This is a genomic window from Kineosporia succinea, assembly GCF_030811555.1.
In the GTDB taxonomy this organism is placed as follows: domain Bacteria; phylum Actinomycetota; class Actinomycetes; order Actinomycetales; family Kineosporiaceae; genus Kineosporia; species Kineosporia succinea.
In genome coordinates this window covers 3,505,457-3,520,825 of the sequence record NZ_JAUSQZ010000001.1, presented here as the reverse complement: position 1 = coordinate 3,520,825, position 15,369 = coordinate 3,505,457, and the positions used below count along the sequence as shown (strand labels likewise).

Sequence of the window (15,369 nt, the reverse complement as noted above, 5' to 3'; positions counted from 1 at the left end):
AGGGTAGTGCTCAGATCTGCGGATCTGCGATCACGGGGTGGCGGAGACCTTGATCTCGCCGTCGATGATCTGCTTCTTCAGCTCGTCGGCCTTCGCCTCGTACGGCTCGACGGCCGAGTTCGAGGTGGAGTAGCCGACACCCTCGTCGGAGAGGTCGAACTCCTGGACGCCGGTGAGGACCTTGCCGTCCACGGCCGACTTCACGAAGTCGTAGACCGAGGTGTCGACGCGCTTGAGCATCGAGGTCAGGATGATGTCCTTCACCGACGCGTCGGCGGTCAGGTACTGGTCGGAGTCGACACCGATCGCCCAGTGGTCGGCGCCGGCGGCCTTGATCGCCTTGAACACGCCGGAGCCGGAACCGCCCGCAGCCGCGTAGATCACGTCGGCGTCGGCGTCGATCATGCCCTGCGCGGTGGTCTCGGCCTTGTCCGGGGCACCGAAGCCGCTGAAGTCCGGCGGCTGGCTCAGGTACTTGACCTGGACCTTGATGTCCTTGTTGACGGCCTTGGCGCCCTGGGTGAAGCCGGCCTCGAACTTCTGCAGCAGCGGGGTGTTCACGCCACCCACGTAGCCGACGTTGCCGGTCTTGGAGGCCTCGGCGGCGATGGCGCCGACCAGGTACGAGCCCTGCTCCTCGGCGAAGACCAGCGAGGTGACGTTGGCCGTCTTCTCGAGGGTCGAGTCGTCGATGATGGCGAACTGGGTGTCCGCGAACTCCGGGGCCACCTTGCCGAGGGCCGTCGCGTAGGCGTAGCCGACCGCGATGACCGGGTTGTAGCCGCCCTGGGCGAGCAGCCGCAGCCGCTCCTCACGCTGGGCGTCGGTCTCGCCGTTGCTGGCCTCGAGCTCCTTGGTCTCGAACCCGAACTCGGTCTTGGCCTTGTCCAGGCCGGCTGCGGCGGAGTCGTTGAAGGACTGGTCGCCGCGGCCACCGACGTCGTAGGCCAGGCCCACCTTGATGTCGGACGTGGCGGAGCCGGTGCTGTCACCGCTCGAGCCCTCGGAGCTTCCGCCGCCACAGGCAGCGAGGGCGAAGGTCGCAGCAGCAGCGACCGTCACCATCTTGGTCACCCGGCGCACAGGTGCCTCCTCTTGAGTTACAGCTTCGGTCGAACCGGGGGTATCCGGGACATGACTCCCAGGACAACTTCCCCGGTCCCGGCCCTGTCCGGGCCGGTATCAGGGGCGACCTTAGCTCCAAAAAACGCGGCGATCAGACCGAGCACCGTTCGGTGGCCGAACCGTGACCCTGGAAATCTGTTCGTCATTCGCCCCACCGGCCGAAGAACCGGTCGTCACGACCGGCATAACGGCTCACACCCGGTCAAAGGAGCCTCAACCAGGACGTCACGCACCGTGCCCGATCAGACCGAGTACAGATCGCGCAGCGCCGTGGAGGCCAGGAAGGTCGCGGCGATCGAGACCGCCCGCTCGTCAACGTCGAAGTCGGGCCGGTGCAGGTCGTAGGTCGGCCCGCCGGGCGTGCGGGTGCCGAGCCGGACCATCGCCCCCGGAACCTTCTCGAGGATCCAGGCGAAGTCCTCACCACCGAGACTCTGCGGCGTGAGTTGCAGCGCCCCGTCACCGAACTCGGCCTTGATCGCGGCCTCGGCCACCGCCACGGCGGCCGCGTCGTTGACGGTGGGCGGCACCCCGCGCTGGTAGTTGACCTCGGCTCGCACCCCGTAGGGCTGCACGACGGAGTGGATGGTCTCGGTGATGACCGAGCCCGCGACCGCCCACACCGCGCTGTCGAGGCAGCGGAACGTGCCGGCCACCTCACCCGCGCTCGGGATCGCGTTCATCGCGACCCCGGCGTTGATGCGGCCCCAGACCATCGACGCCCCGGCGCGCGGGTCGAGCCGGCGCGAGAGCGCCCCCGGCACGGCGGTGACCACCTCGGCCAGGGCGAAGATCACGTCTTCGGTGAGGTGCGGACGCGAGGTGTGCCCACCGTGCCCGGTGAGCGTGACGCTCACGTGGTCGGCCGCGGCGGTGATCGGCCCGACGCGGGAACCGATCTGGCCCACGTCGGTGTGCGGGTCGCAGTGCAGGCCGTAGGCACGGTCGACCCCGTCGAGCAGGCCCTCGCCGAGCACCTTCAGCGCGCCGCCGGGCATCTTCTCCTCGGCCGGCTGGAAGATCACCCGCACCCGGCCCGGCAGAGGACTGCGCTCGTGCCGGTCGGCCAGCGCCAGCGCGGCGCCGAGCAGACCGGTGGTGTGCACGTCGTGACCGCAGGCGTGCGCCGCGCCCTCGTGGGTGGATGCCCAGGGGCGGTCGCAGCTGTCGATCATCGGCAGCGCGTCGAGGTCGGCGCGCAGCGCGACCGTGCGCTGGCCGCCGCCGATGTCGCACCACAGGCCGGTGCCGTTGGAGAGCCGGTGCGGCTCGAGCCCGGCCTTGGCCAGCCGGTCGAACACCAGCCCGGTGGTGCGGAACTCCTGAAAACCGAGTTCCGGATGCGCGTGGATGTCGCGGCGCACGTCGATCAGCTCGTCGGCGTACACGGCTACCAGAGAAGCAACGTCGTTAATGTTCACGATCCCGCGAGCATAGACCCGGGCGGTGTGATTCCAGGCACCCGAACGGAGCACCGGCGGGTATTTAACAAGCCGTTCTCAAGAGAGCGCTGCACAGCGTCAGTCCCGGCCCGAAAGCCATGGCCACCAGCGGTTCCCCCGCCCTCGGGACACGCCCCCGGCGAATCGACTCCAGCACCATCAGCACCGTGGGTGAGGAGCAGTTCCCGTACGTGTCGAGAATTTCCCGGGACTCCGCGACCTGATCGGGACGCAAATGCAACCGCTCCTCCACCACGTCCACGATGCGCCGCCCGCCCGGGTGCACCGCCCAGCCGGCCACCTCGTCCATCCCGTAGCCGAACTTCGTGACCAGCCCGCCGATCGCGTCCCCCACCTGCCCGGCGAGCACGTCGGGCACCTTGGGCGACAGGCCCATCCGGAAGCCGTGGGCGGTGACGTCCCAGGTCATGAGCTCCTCGGTGCCGGGGATCGTGACCGCGGTGGTGTGCAGCAGCTCCAGGCCGGACGGCGCGTCCGGCTCGATCACCACGGCGGCCGCCGCGTCGGCGAACAGCGCGTGCGACACCACCGTCTGCAGATCGGAGGGGTCGTCGGAGTTCTGCAGGTGCAAGGACGGCAGCTCGACGCACAACAGCAGCGCCGGCTTCTCCTGCGCCCGCACGAAGTCGGCTGCGGCCTGAAGGCCGGGAATCGCCGCGTAGCAACCCATGTGGCCCACGATCAGGCGCCGCACGTCGGCCGCCATGCCGAGCTCGTCGGCGAGCATGATGTCCAGCCCGGGGGTGGCGTAGCCGGTGCACGAGACCACCACGAAGAGCCCGATGGCGGACGCGTCGATGCCCGCCTCCTCGAGGGCGCGGGTAGCCGCTTCGCGGCCCAGGGGGCGGGCCTCGGTGACGTACCGGCGCATCCGGTCGCCGGTGCTCCAGCCGCTGACGTCGACGAGGCGGGGGTCGACCGCGGCGTGCCGGGTGCTGATGCCGGCCCGCAGGAAGATCTGCCGGGCGACCCGGTCGCCGTTCAGCCGCGGGGCGAAGACCTGCTCCCAGATCTCCTCCTGGGCAATCGGTTCCGGCGCGGCCCGGCCCTGGCCGGTGATCACGGCGCGGGTCCCGGGGCGGATCCCGGGGCGGGTCACGAGGCGTCCTTGGTGGCGATGGCCTGGTAGACCCCGGCCACGGAGTTCACCGGCAGCATCGTCACGTCGTCGCGGCGCCGGGTCACCCAGGCCAGGTACTGCCCGACGGCCGGGCGCAGGCCGGTGGGCCGGTGCAGACGCACGCCGTGCTCGGCCAGCAGGGCGTGCAGCCGCTCCGGCGCGACCAGCAGCGCGGGGTCGTGCACACCCGGAGGTGGACCGCCCGGCACCCGTTCGGCCAGGTGCACCAGGAAGATCCGGCAGAACAGGGTGTCGTTGAGGGTGTCGACCACCAGCGTGCCGCCGGGCGCCAGCACCCGCGTGATCTCGGCGACCGCGGACGCCAGGTCGGGCAGGTGCTCGAGCACCTCACCGGCCACCACGCACTCGAACGAGGCGTCGGCGAACGGCAGCCGCACCGCGTCGGCCGCCACCGCGCGCACCCCGTGAGCCCGGGCCTGACGCAGGGCGGGCAGCGAGAGGTCCACGCCGGTGTGGGACCAGCCCGCCAGCCGCCCGGTGAGGTGGGGCTGCAGCAGCCCGGCCCCACAGGCCACGTCGAGCAGCGGCGACCCCGGCGCGGGCGGATCGGGGATCAGCCCGGCGCGCGCGCGGGCCAGCCAGTGCAGCGCCGCGAACCGGCCGTGCGGGGGCCACCACTCCTCGGTGAGGTCGTCGTACTGGGCCGGGTCGTTGCGGGGCCTGCGTGGGCGTGGCATGCGACTCCCCTGGAAGATCGGATCCTCCAGGGGATTACCTCATGCCCGGCAATTCACCGCAGGTCGTGACGGCCGAGCTGGGTCAGGGTCTCGACGACCTTCTTCACGTCCTGCGCCCACTCCCGGGTGGTCACGAGCACGGCCGAGGGGGTGTCGATGACCACCACGTCTTTCAGGCCGAGCACCGCCACGAGCCGCTCACCGGCCGGCACCGCGATGCCGGAGGAGTCGACGTCGAGCACCTGGGCGGCGTCGCCCACCACCTTGAGCGCGGCATCACCCGGCAGCAGCGCGGCCAGCGAGGCCCAGTCACCGATGTCGTCCCAGCCCAGCGCGGCGGGCACCACGGCGACCCGGCCGGCCTCGGCGGCGGGCTCGGCGATGGCGTAGTCGATCGCGACCTTCTCGAGCTGGGGCCAGAACTCGTCGATCACGGCCTCGCGCTCGTCGGTGTCCCAGGCCTTGGCGATGCGCATGACCCCCGCGTACAGCTCCGGCCGGTTGCGCTCGAGCTCGCCCAGCAGCACGTCGGCGCGGGCCACGAACATGCCCGCGTTCCAGCGGTAACCACCCTCGGCCAGGTAGCGCGTGGCGGTGTCGGCGTCGGGCTTCTCCACGAACCGCTCGACCCGGTACGCCGAGGGTGCGTCGCGCAGGCCGAGTGCCTCACCGACCCGGATGTACCCGAAGGCGGTGGACGCGTGGTCGGGCTCGATGCCCAGGGTCACGATCTCGCCGAGCCGGGCGGCGGACACCGCCTCGGCCACCGCCCTCTCGAAACCGGGGGCGTTACGGATCACGTGGTCGGCCGCGAACGACCCGATCACGGCCTCCGGGTCACGCTGCATGATCACGGCGGCCGCGAGGCAGATGGCGGCCGCGGAGTCGCGCGGGGTGGGCTCGGTGAGCAGGTTCGCCGCGACCAGGTCGGGCAGCTGCTCGGTGACGGCCTCGGCGTGCGCGGTACCGGTGACCACGGTGACCCCGCCCGGGCCGGCGAGCGGAACCAGCCGGTCCCAGGTCTGCTGCAGCAGCGTACGGCCCGACCCGGTGAGGTCGAGCAGGAACTTCGGCCGGGCCTGGCGGGACAGCGGCCATAGGCGGGTGCCGGCGCCCCCGGCGGGCACGATGGCCCAGAAGCCGGGCAGGGCGACGGAGGACTCAGGCGCGTGGTCGGTCACCTGCCCAACGGTAGAGGTCTGGGCAACCTCTCTGTGACCAACTCAGGGGAATCGTCACCGATGGGCCCGACTTCACCTACGAGCTGTCACCGATGACTGCAATGGGTGGTCCGCCCCTGGTCGGACCGGAAACACCTGGCCGGTAGCTGTTCACCTCGGTCACCATCGTCGCTTCCCTTTCGCTCACCCCACCGGCCGAAGCTTCACCCATGCAGCGAGAGTCTGTGGTGGGGGCCGGTAGCGAGCTGGCCCTCGTGCGTCAGGACCCGGCCGGGACCGTGTCCCCCATCCTCCCCGCGAGCGCCCCCCGATCGGGGAAGCTGCGGGTCGCCATCGTCGCCGAATCGTTCCTGCCCACCGGCAACGGCGTCACGAACAGCGTCTGCCGGGTGCTCGACCACCTGGCGAGTCAGGGCCACGAGGCCGTCGTCATCTGCCCCGGCCCGGCTCCCGCGAGCTTCGCCGGGTTCCCGGTGGTCGGTGTGCCCTCGTTCAGCTACCGGCAGTTCCCGGTCGGCATGCCCAGTTCCAAGGTGCTGCGCACGCTCTCGGGCTTCCGGCCGGACATCGTGCACCTCGCCTCCCCCTTCGTCCTGGGCGCCGTCGGTGTGACCGCGGCCGGGCAGCTCGGGGTGCCCACGGTGGCCGTGTTCCAGACCGACGTACCGGCCTTCGCGGCGCGGCACCACCTGGGCGTGCTGGCCAGCACCGCCTGGCGCTGGGTACGCCGCATCCACTCGCAGGCCGACCTCACGCTGGCGCCCTCGAGCGCGGCGATGCGGGAGCTGCGGGCGCACGCGGTGCCGCGCCTGGCCCTGTGGCAGCGCGGTGTGGACAGCGACCGGTTCCATCCCGACCGCCGCGCCACCCCGGCCGTGCGGGAGCTGACGGCGGAGCTGGCCCCGAACGGTGAGGTGCTCGTCGGCTACGTCGGCCGCCTCGCCACCGAGAAGCGGGTGCAGCGCCTGGCCGCGCTCGGGGGGCTGCCGAACGTGCGCCTGGTGATCGTCGGCGACGGCCCGCACCGCCGGACGCTCGAACGCACCCTGCGCAACGCCACCTTCCTGGGCTGGCGCGACGGCGACGACCTGGCCGACGCCTTCGCCGCCCTCGACCTGTTCGTGCACACCGGCACCTCCGAGACCTTCGGGCAGACCCTGCAGGAGGCCATGGCGAGCGGTGTGCCGGTGATCGCCCCGGCCGCCGGTGGCCCGCTCGACCTGGTCACCCCGGGCACGAACGGCCTGCTCTACGCCCCCGAGGACGACGACGACCTGCGCCGCTGCGTGCAGAGCCTGGCCGACGACCCGGAACAGCGCCGCTGGATGGGTGCCGCCGGTCGCGTCGGGGTGCAGCGCAACACCTGGGACCTGCTCGGTGAGGAACTCGTCGCGCACTACCGCGGCGTGCTCTCGACCCGCGCGGTCGTCGCTTCGTGACGGCGGGGCGGGCGGCCCTCGTCGTGCGTTCCTGACCGGACGTCCAGACCCGGAAGGTACGCTCGGAAGCACGATGTCCACTTCCCACCGCCCGCTCCGGCTCCCCGTCGTCGCCGTGCTCGCCACCGCTCTCACGTTGATCGCCGCTCCCGCGCAGGCCAAGGAGAAGAAAGACGACTTCGTCCTGCCGAAGGCGGTCTCCTGGGTCGGCGGCGAGAGCCTGATCAGCACCAAGACGCTCACCGACCTGCCGTCCGGGGTCGCCGCGCCGCCGAAGGTCAACGCCGCCTCGTGGCTGGTGGCCGACCTCGACAGCCGCGAGATCCTGGCCGCGAAGAACGTGCACGTGCCGCTGCGCCCGGCCTCCACGCTGAAGCTGTTCACCTCGCTGACCATCGCGCCGCAGCTCGACGCCGAGCAGGTCTACACCGGCACCCACTCCGACGAGGCGATCGACGGCACCCGCGTCGGCATCGTCGAGGGCTCGCGCTACACGGTCGACGACCTGCTGCACGGCCTGATCATGGCCAGTGGCAACGACACCGCGAACGCCCTCGGCAACCTGGCCGGCGGGCAGGCGAGCGCGGTCGCGCAGATGCAGCGCAAGGCCACCGAGCTCGGCGCGTTCGACACGGTCGTGCGCAACACCAGCGGGCTCGACGCCAAGGGCCAGGTGAGCAGCGCCTACGACCTGGCCCTGGTGGGTGCCTCGGCGCTGCAGGACGAGCAACTGGCCAAGATCATGGTCACCCAGTCGTACGCGTTCCCCAACAAGGGCACGTCACTCACCAAGCGCAAGCACTACCAGATCCAGAACCACAACCGCCTGCTCGGCTACATCCCGGGCATCATGGGCGTCAAGAACGGTTACACCAGCAAGGCTCTCGGCACGAACGTGTCGGCCGCCTCGTACCAGGGCCACCACTACATCGCGGTGGTCATGCGGGTGAAGGGCTCGATCTACACGCCCAGCGGCGACCTGCTGAAGTGGGCCTTCAAGAACGGCCAGAAGGCGAACGCGGTGGGGCACCTCGTCGAGCCGGGCGAGGTCACGGCGATGACCGGCCCGGACATCGCACCGGTGTCGGCGGCCGGTGAGCCGCCGGTCAGCACGTCGCCGAGCGCCACCGCGGGCCCGGTGACCGACGGGTCGGGCAGCTCCGCCCTGAACGCCGCCCTGCCCGCCACGCCCCTGAGCAGCACCACGCAAGACATGATCCGCTTCTGGCCGCTCGCCCTCACCGGCGTGCTGCTGCTGGGCGCCGCGCTGTTCGGCCTGCGCCCGGTGCTGGCGGCGAACCGGCGGGCCCGCAACCGTAAGGCCCGCGGGCAAGAGCGGTCCCGTCACCGCTACTGAGCCCACAACCACGATGGTGGACGTTGTGGCACCCGGGTGCCGCAACGTCCACCATCGTGGTCGGCCGGGTTTCAGTCGTCGTCGTGATCGCGCCGGAAGACGCTGCCGACCGACTTCGCCGCCCCCACCGCAGTGCGTGCGGCCAGGAAGCCGGCGGCCCCCAGCACCGCCCCCGCGGCGACCGAGACCCGGTCGGCCGCACGGGGACTGACCACCGGCGAGTACTGCGCGGGCGGCATCGGGGTGGCGGTGCGCACGCCCGCGGCGGCGGGGTTGGCGGACGCGGCGGGCCCGGTCACGGTGGCCGTCCCGGCTTTCTCGCGGGTCACGGTGAGTGTGGACGCGGGGGTGGCGGCGGTGTCGGCCAGGTGACCCCGGTCGACGGCCATCGTGGCGCCCCAGGCCGCGGCCAGCAGCGTGAGCCGGCAGACCAGGTTGAGCCAGACCAGCAGGATCAGCGCGATGCCGGCGGTGGCCAGGAACTTGTTGTTCGAGGCGCTGTTCAGCAGCACGCCGGACAGCAGCTTGAGCACGCCCAGGCCGATACCGCCGAACAGCGCGGCGTCCCACAGGTCGTGGTTGGGCAGCCGCACGCCGGACAGCAGCCGGAACAGCAGCATGAAGATCAGGGTGTCGACGCCGAGCACCAGCAGGGTGCCCGCGATGCCGAGGGCGATGCGGCCGAACGTGGAGCCCTCGTCGATGCCGATCCAGCCCAGCAGCACACCGGTGGAGGCGCTGACGAAGATGCCGGCGACGGCGGAGACCAGCATCATCAGGCCGAGGCTGACCAGCACGCCCAGGTCGCGGGCCTTGGTGGCGACGAAATTGCCCTCGAGGGTGAGCTGCCCGAACATCGCGCGCACACCCTCGCGCATCGCGTCGAGCCAGCCCAGGCCGGTGAACAGGAAGCCGACCAGACCCACGATGCCGGCGATCGTGAGCTCGCTGGAGCCGGTCAGGGTGTCGATCGAGACGATGCCGCCGGTGCGCCCGATCGGGCTGATCACGGTGGTGCCGACGCCGTCGTTGACCGCGTCGATCACCCGGCTCTGCATGTCTTCGTCGTCGCCGACGACCAGGCCGAACACGGTGAACCCGACGGCCAGGGCCGGGAAGATCGAGAAGAACGCCGCGTAGGCCATGCCCCCGGCCAGCACCCCACCGCGTGCCTTGCCGTAGCGCTGCCAGGCCCGCCACGGCACCGAGCGCTGGGCCCGAGCCAGCAGGCCGGCCGGTGTCTTCCCCGTTGTGGTCGTGTCGCTCACGCGCTCAGTGTCCAGCAAACCGGGCCCGGTGCGCGCGCCGGGGCCGAAACGGACCTCTAGCCCGGTTCCCCCTGAAGGCCGAACCGGCGGCGCAACTGCCACACCCCGTCTTTGCCGTGCTCGTAGAAGTTCAGCCCGGTGACGTCGAAACTCGACCGGTAGCCGGCCAGCTCGGCCTCGGCCCGGTCCATGGCGGCGTCGTCGAGGTGGTGGGCCACCGTGACGTGCGGGTGGTAGTCGAACTCGAGCGGGCGCTTCAGCGGGCCGGTGCGGATCAGGCGCTGCAGGTCGGCGCAGTGCTCGGCGCCGTCTTCGAGGGTCACGAAGACCACCGGCGAGATCGGCCGGAACGACCCGGTACCGGCCAGCGTCATCCGGAACGGAGGGGTGACCGACGTGACCGCGCGCAGATGGTCTTGAATCGCCCGGTCGTCGTCGGCCGGCACCTGGGTGGGCGGCAGCAGCGTGACGTGCGGCGGGATCTCCGCGGCCAGCGGGTCGCCGAAGTCGGCGCGGCACTGCCGCAGGAAATCGGCGTGCGGCTGCGGGATGTCGAGCACCACGCCGATCGTGACCACGTCTTCGGACAGCGGCCGGATGACCGCCATGCTCATGGTCGGCGGAGCGGCCCGGCGTTGCCTGCCACCGGCCGGCTCCGGGATCCCCGTCACCACCTCGTCACCACCTCACCACTGCTCCGTCACCGATTTGGTCACCGCGTTGGTCACCGCTCGGTCACCGCTTGGGAGGCAGGAACCCGACCCGGTCGTAGACCTCGGCGAGCACCCGTGCGGTCGTCTCCTGAGCCTTGGCGGCGCCGTCGGCGAGGATGTCGTCGAGCGTGTCCGGATCGGCGATCAGGGCGTTGGCCTTCTCGGCGATCGGACCGGCGAACTCCTCGTACGCGGCCGCGACCTCCTTCTTCAGGTCGCCGTAGCCCGCGCCCACGAACTTCGCCTCCAGCGCCTCGACCGGCTCGTGGCCCAGCACCGAGAGGATGGTGAGCAGGTTCGCGACACCGGGCTTGTTCTCCGGGTCGAAGACGATGTCGCGGCCGGTGTCGGTGACGGCCGAGCGGATCTTCTTGGCCGAGACCTTCGGGTCGTCGAGCAGCCACAGGCAGCCGGGACCGCCGATGCTGCCGCTCATCTTCTTCTCGGGGTGCTGCAGGTCGAGGATCTTGGCGGTGGCCTTGACGATGTGGGCCTCAGGCACCCGGAAGGTCTTGCCGAATCGCTTGTTGAAGCGCTGGGCCAGGTCGCGGGTGAGCTCGAGGTGCTGACGCTGGTCTTCGCCGACCGGCACCAGGGCGGGCCGGTAGAGCAGGATGTCGGCCGCCTGCAGGATCGGGTAGGTGAAGAGCCCGACGGTCGCGCCCTCGGTGCCCTCCTTGCTCGACTTGTCCTTGAACTGGGTCATCCGGCCGGCCTCGCCGAACCCGGTCAGGCACTCCAGCACCCAGGACAGGCGTGGGTGCTCCGGCACGTGGCTCTGCGCGAACAGCACGGACTTCGACGGGTCGATACCCGCGGCCAGGTACTGCGCGATGTAGCGGTGCGAGCGCGCGCGCAGGGCCTTCGGGTCGTGCCCCATCGTGATCGTGTGCAGGTCGGCGATGAAGAAGTAGGCGTCGAACTGCTCCTGCAGCTCGACCCAGTTGACCAGCGCGCCGATGTAGTTGCCCAGGTGCAGGGAGTCGGACGTCGGCTGCATGCCGGACAGCAGCCGGGGGCGCGCGGGACCAGGTTCAGGCATGGCCCTCATTCTGGCACCTTCTCCCGGGAGGCCGGTCGCGGGTGCGTCCCGCTGTCCATGGGCGCGCCCGGTCGCGTCCGTCCCCGGCACCCGGGGTCCCGCGCGAACTCTTCCCTCCCCGGTGCGCCGCTCCACGCGTCCCTCATCGGCGTTCGTGAAAGGGCACCTGGGGACGCGTGTCCTCACCGGGCGGGCGGGTCTCGGATCATCTACGGTCGTCGAGTCACATTCGGCGACTTCTGCACGAAGGACGAGGGGGCGGCATGCCGGTCGAACAGGGCGAGGTCCAGACGGTTCAGCTGCTCGACGGACCGGCCCTCGCGGTGGCCCGGATCGAGGCCCCGCTGCGTCCGTTCCTGCTGGTGCACGGTGAGTCGTCGGACTCCTCGGTGTGGGGGCAGGTGGCCGGGCGGCTGGTCGAGGCCGGGCACGAGATCGCCGCCGTCGACCTGCGCGGGCACGGCCGTTCCGAGTCCCCGGGCTCCGGCTACGACACCGACACCTGCGCCGACGACCTGTCCACCCTGCTCGACCAACTGGGCTACACGGGTTCCCGTACCCCGATCGTCGCCGGGCACGGCTGGGGCGCGAACGTGGCCCTGTCGCTGGCCGCCCGCCGCGACGGCATCACCGGGCTCTGCCTGATCGACGGCGGCTGGACCCGCCCGGCCTGGCGCTACCCCACGTTCGAGCGCTTCTGGACCAGCGCCCACCCGGACACCGAACTCGGCCTTCCGGGCCACGACCCGATCGTCGCCCGCCGCCGCTCGATCGCGCACTCGGTCTTCCTGGGCGAGCCCCGGGCCCTGTTCCCGTTGGTCGGCGTACCCACGGTGCTGTGCCCGGTGGTGCCGCCCGACGGCGTGGCCGACCCGGACGGCGGGGGCACCGCCACCCGCACCGGCATCGCCGAGGCGCTCGGCGGGCTGCCCCGGGCGCGGGTCAGCTGGTACTACGGCAAGGGCTCGCGCCTGCTCACCAGCGAGCCCGGGCGGATCGCCGACGACCTGCTGATGCTGGCGGCCGACTCCGAGCCGGCCGTACTGGGCTGACCGTCGCCCGCGACGTCACGTCTTCTCCGCCGCTCGGGCTCTGAGGCGCTGCTCCGGCCATCGTGAGCTACTCGCGTCTCGTGAACCACCCGCGCCCCTTGGACCCCACCGCGTCCCCTGAACCCACCGCGTCCCCTGACCCCACCGCGTCCCCTGAACCCACCACGTCCCCTGAACCCACCACGTCCCCTGAACCCACCACGTCCCCTGAACCCACCACGTCCCCTGAACCCACCACGTCCCCTGAACCCACCACGTCCCCTGAACCCACCACGTCCCCTGAACCCACCACGTCCCCTGAACCCACCGCGTCCCCTGAACCCACCGCGTCCCCTGAACCCACCGCGTCCGCGTCGGCCACTCGGGTCTTTGCGACCTGCTCGGATCCTCATGGGCTGGAGCACAACACACCCCCCTATACCCACGAGGTATAGCGGGTGTCCGGTGCTCGTGCCGATGAGCGCGAGGGGCCCGTCACCCCGCTCCGACCGCCCGGAAGCTCTCCGTGATCACCCCGTCGCAACCGGGTGACGTTCGCCGGGACCTGGGGCCAGTACACCTTTCTCGGCCGGAACCGGGCATGCGGGCAGGTAGGCTGCGCCTCATGACGGCCTGGACCGCTTCGGCTAACGAGCACACCCTCACCGCGGTTCCGGCGGTGACCGCGATGCGCAATGCGATCCGTGACTACGACTGGGGTTCCCCGTCGGCACTCGCGCTGCTGCAGAGCCGCACGCCCAGCGGTGGCCCGGAGGCCGAGCTGTGGATGGGCACCCACCCGTCCGCGCCCTCCGTGCTGGTCCTGCCCGACGGCCAGGAACTCTCGCTGCCCGAGGCGATCGAGCGCTTCGGCGAGCAGGTGCTCGGCCGCGAGGTGCTGGAGCGCTTCGGCGCCCGCCTGCCCTACCTGTTCAAGATCCTGGCCATCGCCCGGCCGCTGTCGGTGCAGGTGCACCCCACCTCCGAGCGCGCCCGGGCGAAGTACACGCCGGGTCCCGCGTCGCCCTACGTCGACCCGTTCCACAAGCCCGAGATGCTCTACGCGCTCGAGCCGATCGAGGCCCTCTTCGGTTTCCGCCCGCCGGCCCAGGTCGCGATGCTGCTCAGCCGGCTGCGCGCCCCGCGGCTCGAGCGCCTGATCGAGGTGCTGCAGGCCCCCGGTGGTGACGAGTCCCGGCTCCACGCCGGTCTGGAACTGCTGATCACCTGGCCGGTGGAGGACCGGGCCGCGCTCGTCGCCGAGATCGCCGCCGGCAGTAGCCGTCTGGCCGCCGAGGGCAGCCCCGACTACCCCGAGGTGTTCGGCTGGCTCGACCGCCTGATCGGCCTGCACCCGGCCGACCCGATGGTGCTCGCGCCGCTGCTGCTCGACCTGGTGCGCCTGGCCCCCGGTCAGACCGTGTTCGTCGCCGCCGGAGTGCCCCACGCGTACCTCAGCGGTCTCGGCGTGGAGATCATGGCCGGCTCCGACAACGTCCTGCGCTGCGGTCTGACCAGCAAGGAGATCAACGTCCCGGAGCTGCTCGACGTGATCGACAGCCGGCCGCTGGCCTCCGGAGACGCGAACCTCGGTCAGCTCAGCGACGAGCAGGTCGTCTGGCGTCCGCCGGTCACCGACTTCCAGCTCAGCCGCGTCACGGTCGCCGAGGGCGCGCCGGTGGTGGCCGACGCGAGCGTGAGCGGCCCGCAGATCGTGCTCGGCACCAAGGGCTCGGTCACGGTCACGTCCGACGGTGTCTCGGTCACCGTCGAGCCCGGGCAGTCGGCCTTCGTCACCGCGTCGGCCGGCCCCATCACGCTCACCGGCGAGGGAGAGGTGTTCCGGGCCGCTCCCGGCCTGGCGCACTGATGCTGTCACTGAGCTGGCGCGAGGTCCTCGTCCTGATCCTCGTGGTCGGGGTCCTCGCCTCCGTGACCTACCTGCGCGGAAGGTACGGCCGCAGGCGTTAGACGCTCTCCTCGAAGCTGAGCTGCATCGGCTCGCTGAACGCGCCGATCCGCACCGACACCGGGATCGAGGCCCGGTCGAGGTAGCGAACGCCGCTGCGCGCGCAGAACAGCACGCGCCACACGGGGGCCTCCTTGACCGATCCGGTGGCCGGGGGCTTGCCCACCTCGACGTGCTCGAGCAGCTCGAGGTGCCAGTTCACGTAGTAGCGCGAGCTCTCGCCCACGTAGACCGGGCTGGCCGAGCACCGGCAGCGCAGGTCCCGGTCGTTGCGGCGGCGGCGCCAGCTGTCCATCCGGCGGGTCCACGACTCGCCCAGCGACCGCTTCTGGAACCGCACCGTGTCGAGCTCGGCCACCGCGCCCTCGTGCCCGTGCCCCTTGAGCAGCTCGACCGCGCGCTGACGGGGGTCGTCGCCGACACCGCTCCAGGCCGCGGCCTCGAGCAGGGTGTGGGCGCCGTGCACGTCGCCGCCGGCCGCGCGGGCCGCGGCGATCACCGCCAGCACGGCGATGTCGGTGCGGTCGGACGCCTTCGAGGCCGCCTCGGCGGCGGCGTCCAGATCGTGCGGGGCCGAGGCCGCCGCGAACACGGCCCAGTCGTCCACGGCCGGTTCGCCGAGCTTCTCGAGCCCGAGGCGGGCCGTGCCCAGCCCCTCGGCGCGGCCGGAGACCATGGTCACGCAGCCGCGCATCAGCTCGATCTCGCCCGGGCGGGCCTTGGACGCCATCATCCGACGGCCGAGGAATTTCGCCCCCGCGCGCGGGTCACCCGCGAGCAGGGCGATACGCATGCCCAGCTCGGCGTCGTCCAGGTCGTCGGGGTTGAGCAGATTCTGGGCCTCGCGGTAGAGACCCAGGCCGACGAGGCGCGTGGCGGCCTCGTGGCGGGCCTGCTGGGGCAGGCTGGGTCTCGATCTCACGCCAGATTGATCGGTCGATGGCCGCGGCTCATGAGCGTCAC

13 protein-coding genes are annotated in these 15,369 nt (G+C 71.6%); 4 read left to right on the top strand and 9 right to left on the bottom strand.

The window, feature by feature from the left end:
- Window positions 1-30 precede the first annotated feature (30 nt).
- The 5 genes from J2S57_RS15460 to J2S57_RS15440 form a co-directional block, all read right to left on the bottom strand.
- Entirely contained in the window at window positions 31-1,083 is a 1,053-nt protein-coding gene (locus tag J2S57_RS15460) for a BMP family lipoprotein (RefSeq protein WP_307243248.1), read from the bottom strand.
- A 284-nt stretch (window positions 1,084-1,367) separates the two neighbouring features.
- Complete coding sequence (locus tag J2S57_RS15455) at window positions 1,368-2,546, bottom strand: amidohydrolase (RefSeq protein WP_307243246.1); 1,179 nt, start codon at window positions 2,544-2,546, stop codon at window positions 1,368-1,370.
- Window positions 2,547-2,610: 64 nt separating this feature from the next.
- Window positions 2,611-3,687 carry a type III polyketide synthase gene (locus tag J2S57_RS15450; RefSeq protein WP_307243243.1) on the bottom strand — a complete coding sequence of 359 codons (1,077 nt, stop codon included), beginning with the start codon at window positions 3,685-3,687 and terminating at the stop codon, window positions 2,611-2,613.
- Complete coding sequence (locus tag J2S57_RS15445) at window positions 3,684-4,406, bottom strand: methyltransferase domain-containing protein (protein WP_307243241.1); 723 nt, start codon at window positions 4,404-4,406, stop codon at window positions 3,684-3,686. Before J2S57_RS15445 ends, J2S57_RS15450 begins: the two co-directional genes overlap by 4 nt.
- A gap of 53 nt (window positions 4,407-4,459) precedes the next feature.
- Window positions 4,460-5,587: a mannose-1-phosphate guanylyltransferase gene (locus tag J2S57_RS15440; protein WP_307243237.1), complete on the bottom strand. Its 1,128-nt coding sequence runs from the start codon at window positions 5,585-5,587 to the stop codon at window positions 4,460-4,462.
- A gap of 209 nt (window positions 5,588-5,796) precedes the next feature.
- Between J2S57_RS15440 and J2S57_RS15435 the strand changes: the two genes are divergently transcribed.
- The gene (locus J2S57_RS15435) at window positions 5,797-7,026 is read left to right on the top strand and encodes a glycosyltransferase family 4 protein (protein WP_307243235.1); all 1,230 of its coding nucleotides are present in this window, start codon (window positions 5,797-5,799) and stop codon (window positions 7,024-7,026) included.
- A 73-nt stretch (window positions 7,027-7,099) separates the two neighbouring features.
- Entirely contained in the window at window positions 7,100-8,383 is a 1,284-nt protein-coding gene (locus J2S57_RS15430) for a D-alanyl-D-alanine carboxypeptidase family protein (RefSeq protein WP_307243233.1), read from the top strand.
- A 71-nt stretch (window positions 8,384-8,454) separates the two neighbouring features.
- On the opposite strand, the gene J2S57_RS15425 is transcribed toward J2S57_RS15430, so the two are convergent.
- The 3 genes from J2S57_RS15425 to trpS form a co-directional block, all read right to left on the bottom strand.
- Window positions 8,455-9,651 carry a YihY/virulence factor BrkB family protein gene (locus tag J2S57_RS15425; RefSeq protein ID WP_307243231.1) on the bottom strand — a complete coding sequence of 399 codons (1,197 nt, stop codon included), beginning with the start codon at window positions 9,649-9,651 and terminating at the stop codon, window positions 8,455-8,457.
- A gap of 56 nt (window positions 9,652-9,707) precedes the next feature.
- Complete coding sequence (locus J2S57_RS15420) at window positions 9,708-10,325, bottom strand: 2'-5' RNA ligase family protein (RefSeq protein ID WP_307243229.1); 618 nt, start codon at window positions 10,323-10,325, stop codon at window positions 9,708-9,710.
- A gap of 61 nt (window positions 10,326-10,386) precedes the next feature.
- Window positions 10,387-11,406 carry a tryptophan--tRNA ligase gene (trpS, locus tag J2S57_RS15415; protein ID WP_307243227.1) on the bottom strand — a complete coding sequence of 340 codons (1,020 nt, stop codon included), beginning with the start codon at window positions 11,404-11,406 and terminating at the stop codon, window positions 10,387-10,389.
- A 263-nt stretch (window positions 11,407-11,669) separates the two neighbouring features.
- Between trpS and J2S57_RS15410 the strand changes: the two genes are divergently transcribed.
- Both J2S57_RS15410 and manA read left to right on the top strand, forming a co-directional pair.
- On the top strand, window positions 11,670-12,458 hold the full coding sequence (locus J2S57_RS15410; RefSeq protein ID WP_307243225.1) for an alpha/beta fold hydrolase: 789 nt from the start codon (window positions 11,670-11,672) through the stop codon (window positions 12,456-12,458).
- Between the two features lie 604 nt (window positions 12,459-13,062).
- Complete coding sequence (manA, locus tag J2S57_RS15405) at window positions 13,063-14,307, top strand: mannose-6-phosphate isomerase, class I (RefSeq protein WP_307243223.1); 1,245 nt, start codon at window positions 13,063-13,065, stop codon at window positions 14,305-14,307.
- 97 nt (window positions 14,308-14,404) lie between these two features.
- Here manA and J2S57_RS15400 read toward each other — a convergent pair whose 3' ends face one another.
- Window positions 14,405-15,328 carry a hypothetical protein gene (locus J2S57_RS15400; RefSeq protein WP_307243220.1) on the bottom strand — a complete coding sequence of 308 codons (924 nt, stop codon included), beginning with the start codon at window positions 15,326-15,328 and terminating at the stop codon, window positions 14,405-14,407.
- Between the last annotated feature and the right edge of the window lie 41 nt (window positions 15,329-15,369).

Bases quoted from the DNA above. Each gene is read 5' to 3' on its own strand.
- trpS (WP_307243227.1), bottom strand. From the start codon at position 11,406: ATGCCTGAACCTGGTCCCGCGCGCCCCCGGCTGCTGTCCGGCATGCAG.
- J2S57_RS15435 (WP_307243235.1), top strand. From the start codon at position 5,797: ATGCAGCGAGAGTCTGTGGTGGGGGCCGGTAGCGAGCTGGCCCTCGTG.
- J2S57_RS15430 (WP_307243233.1), top strand. From the start codon at position 7,100: ATGTCCACTTCCCACCGCCCGCTCCGGCTCCCCGTCGTCGCCGTGCTC.
- manA (WP_307243223.1), top strand. From the start codon at position 13,063: ATGACGGCCTGGACCGCTTCGGCTAACGAGCACACCCTCACCGCGGTT.
- J2S57_RS15445 (WP_307243241.1), bottom strand. From the start codon at position 4,406: ATGCCACGCCCACGCAGGCCCCGCAACGACCCGGCCCAGTACGACGAC.
- J2S57_RS15410 (WP_307243225.1), top strand. From the start codon at position 11,670: ATGCCGGTCGAACAGGGCGAGGTCCAGACGGTTCAGCTGCTCGACGGA.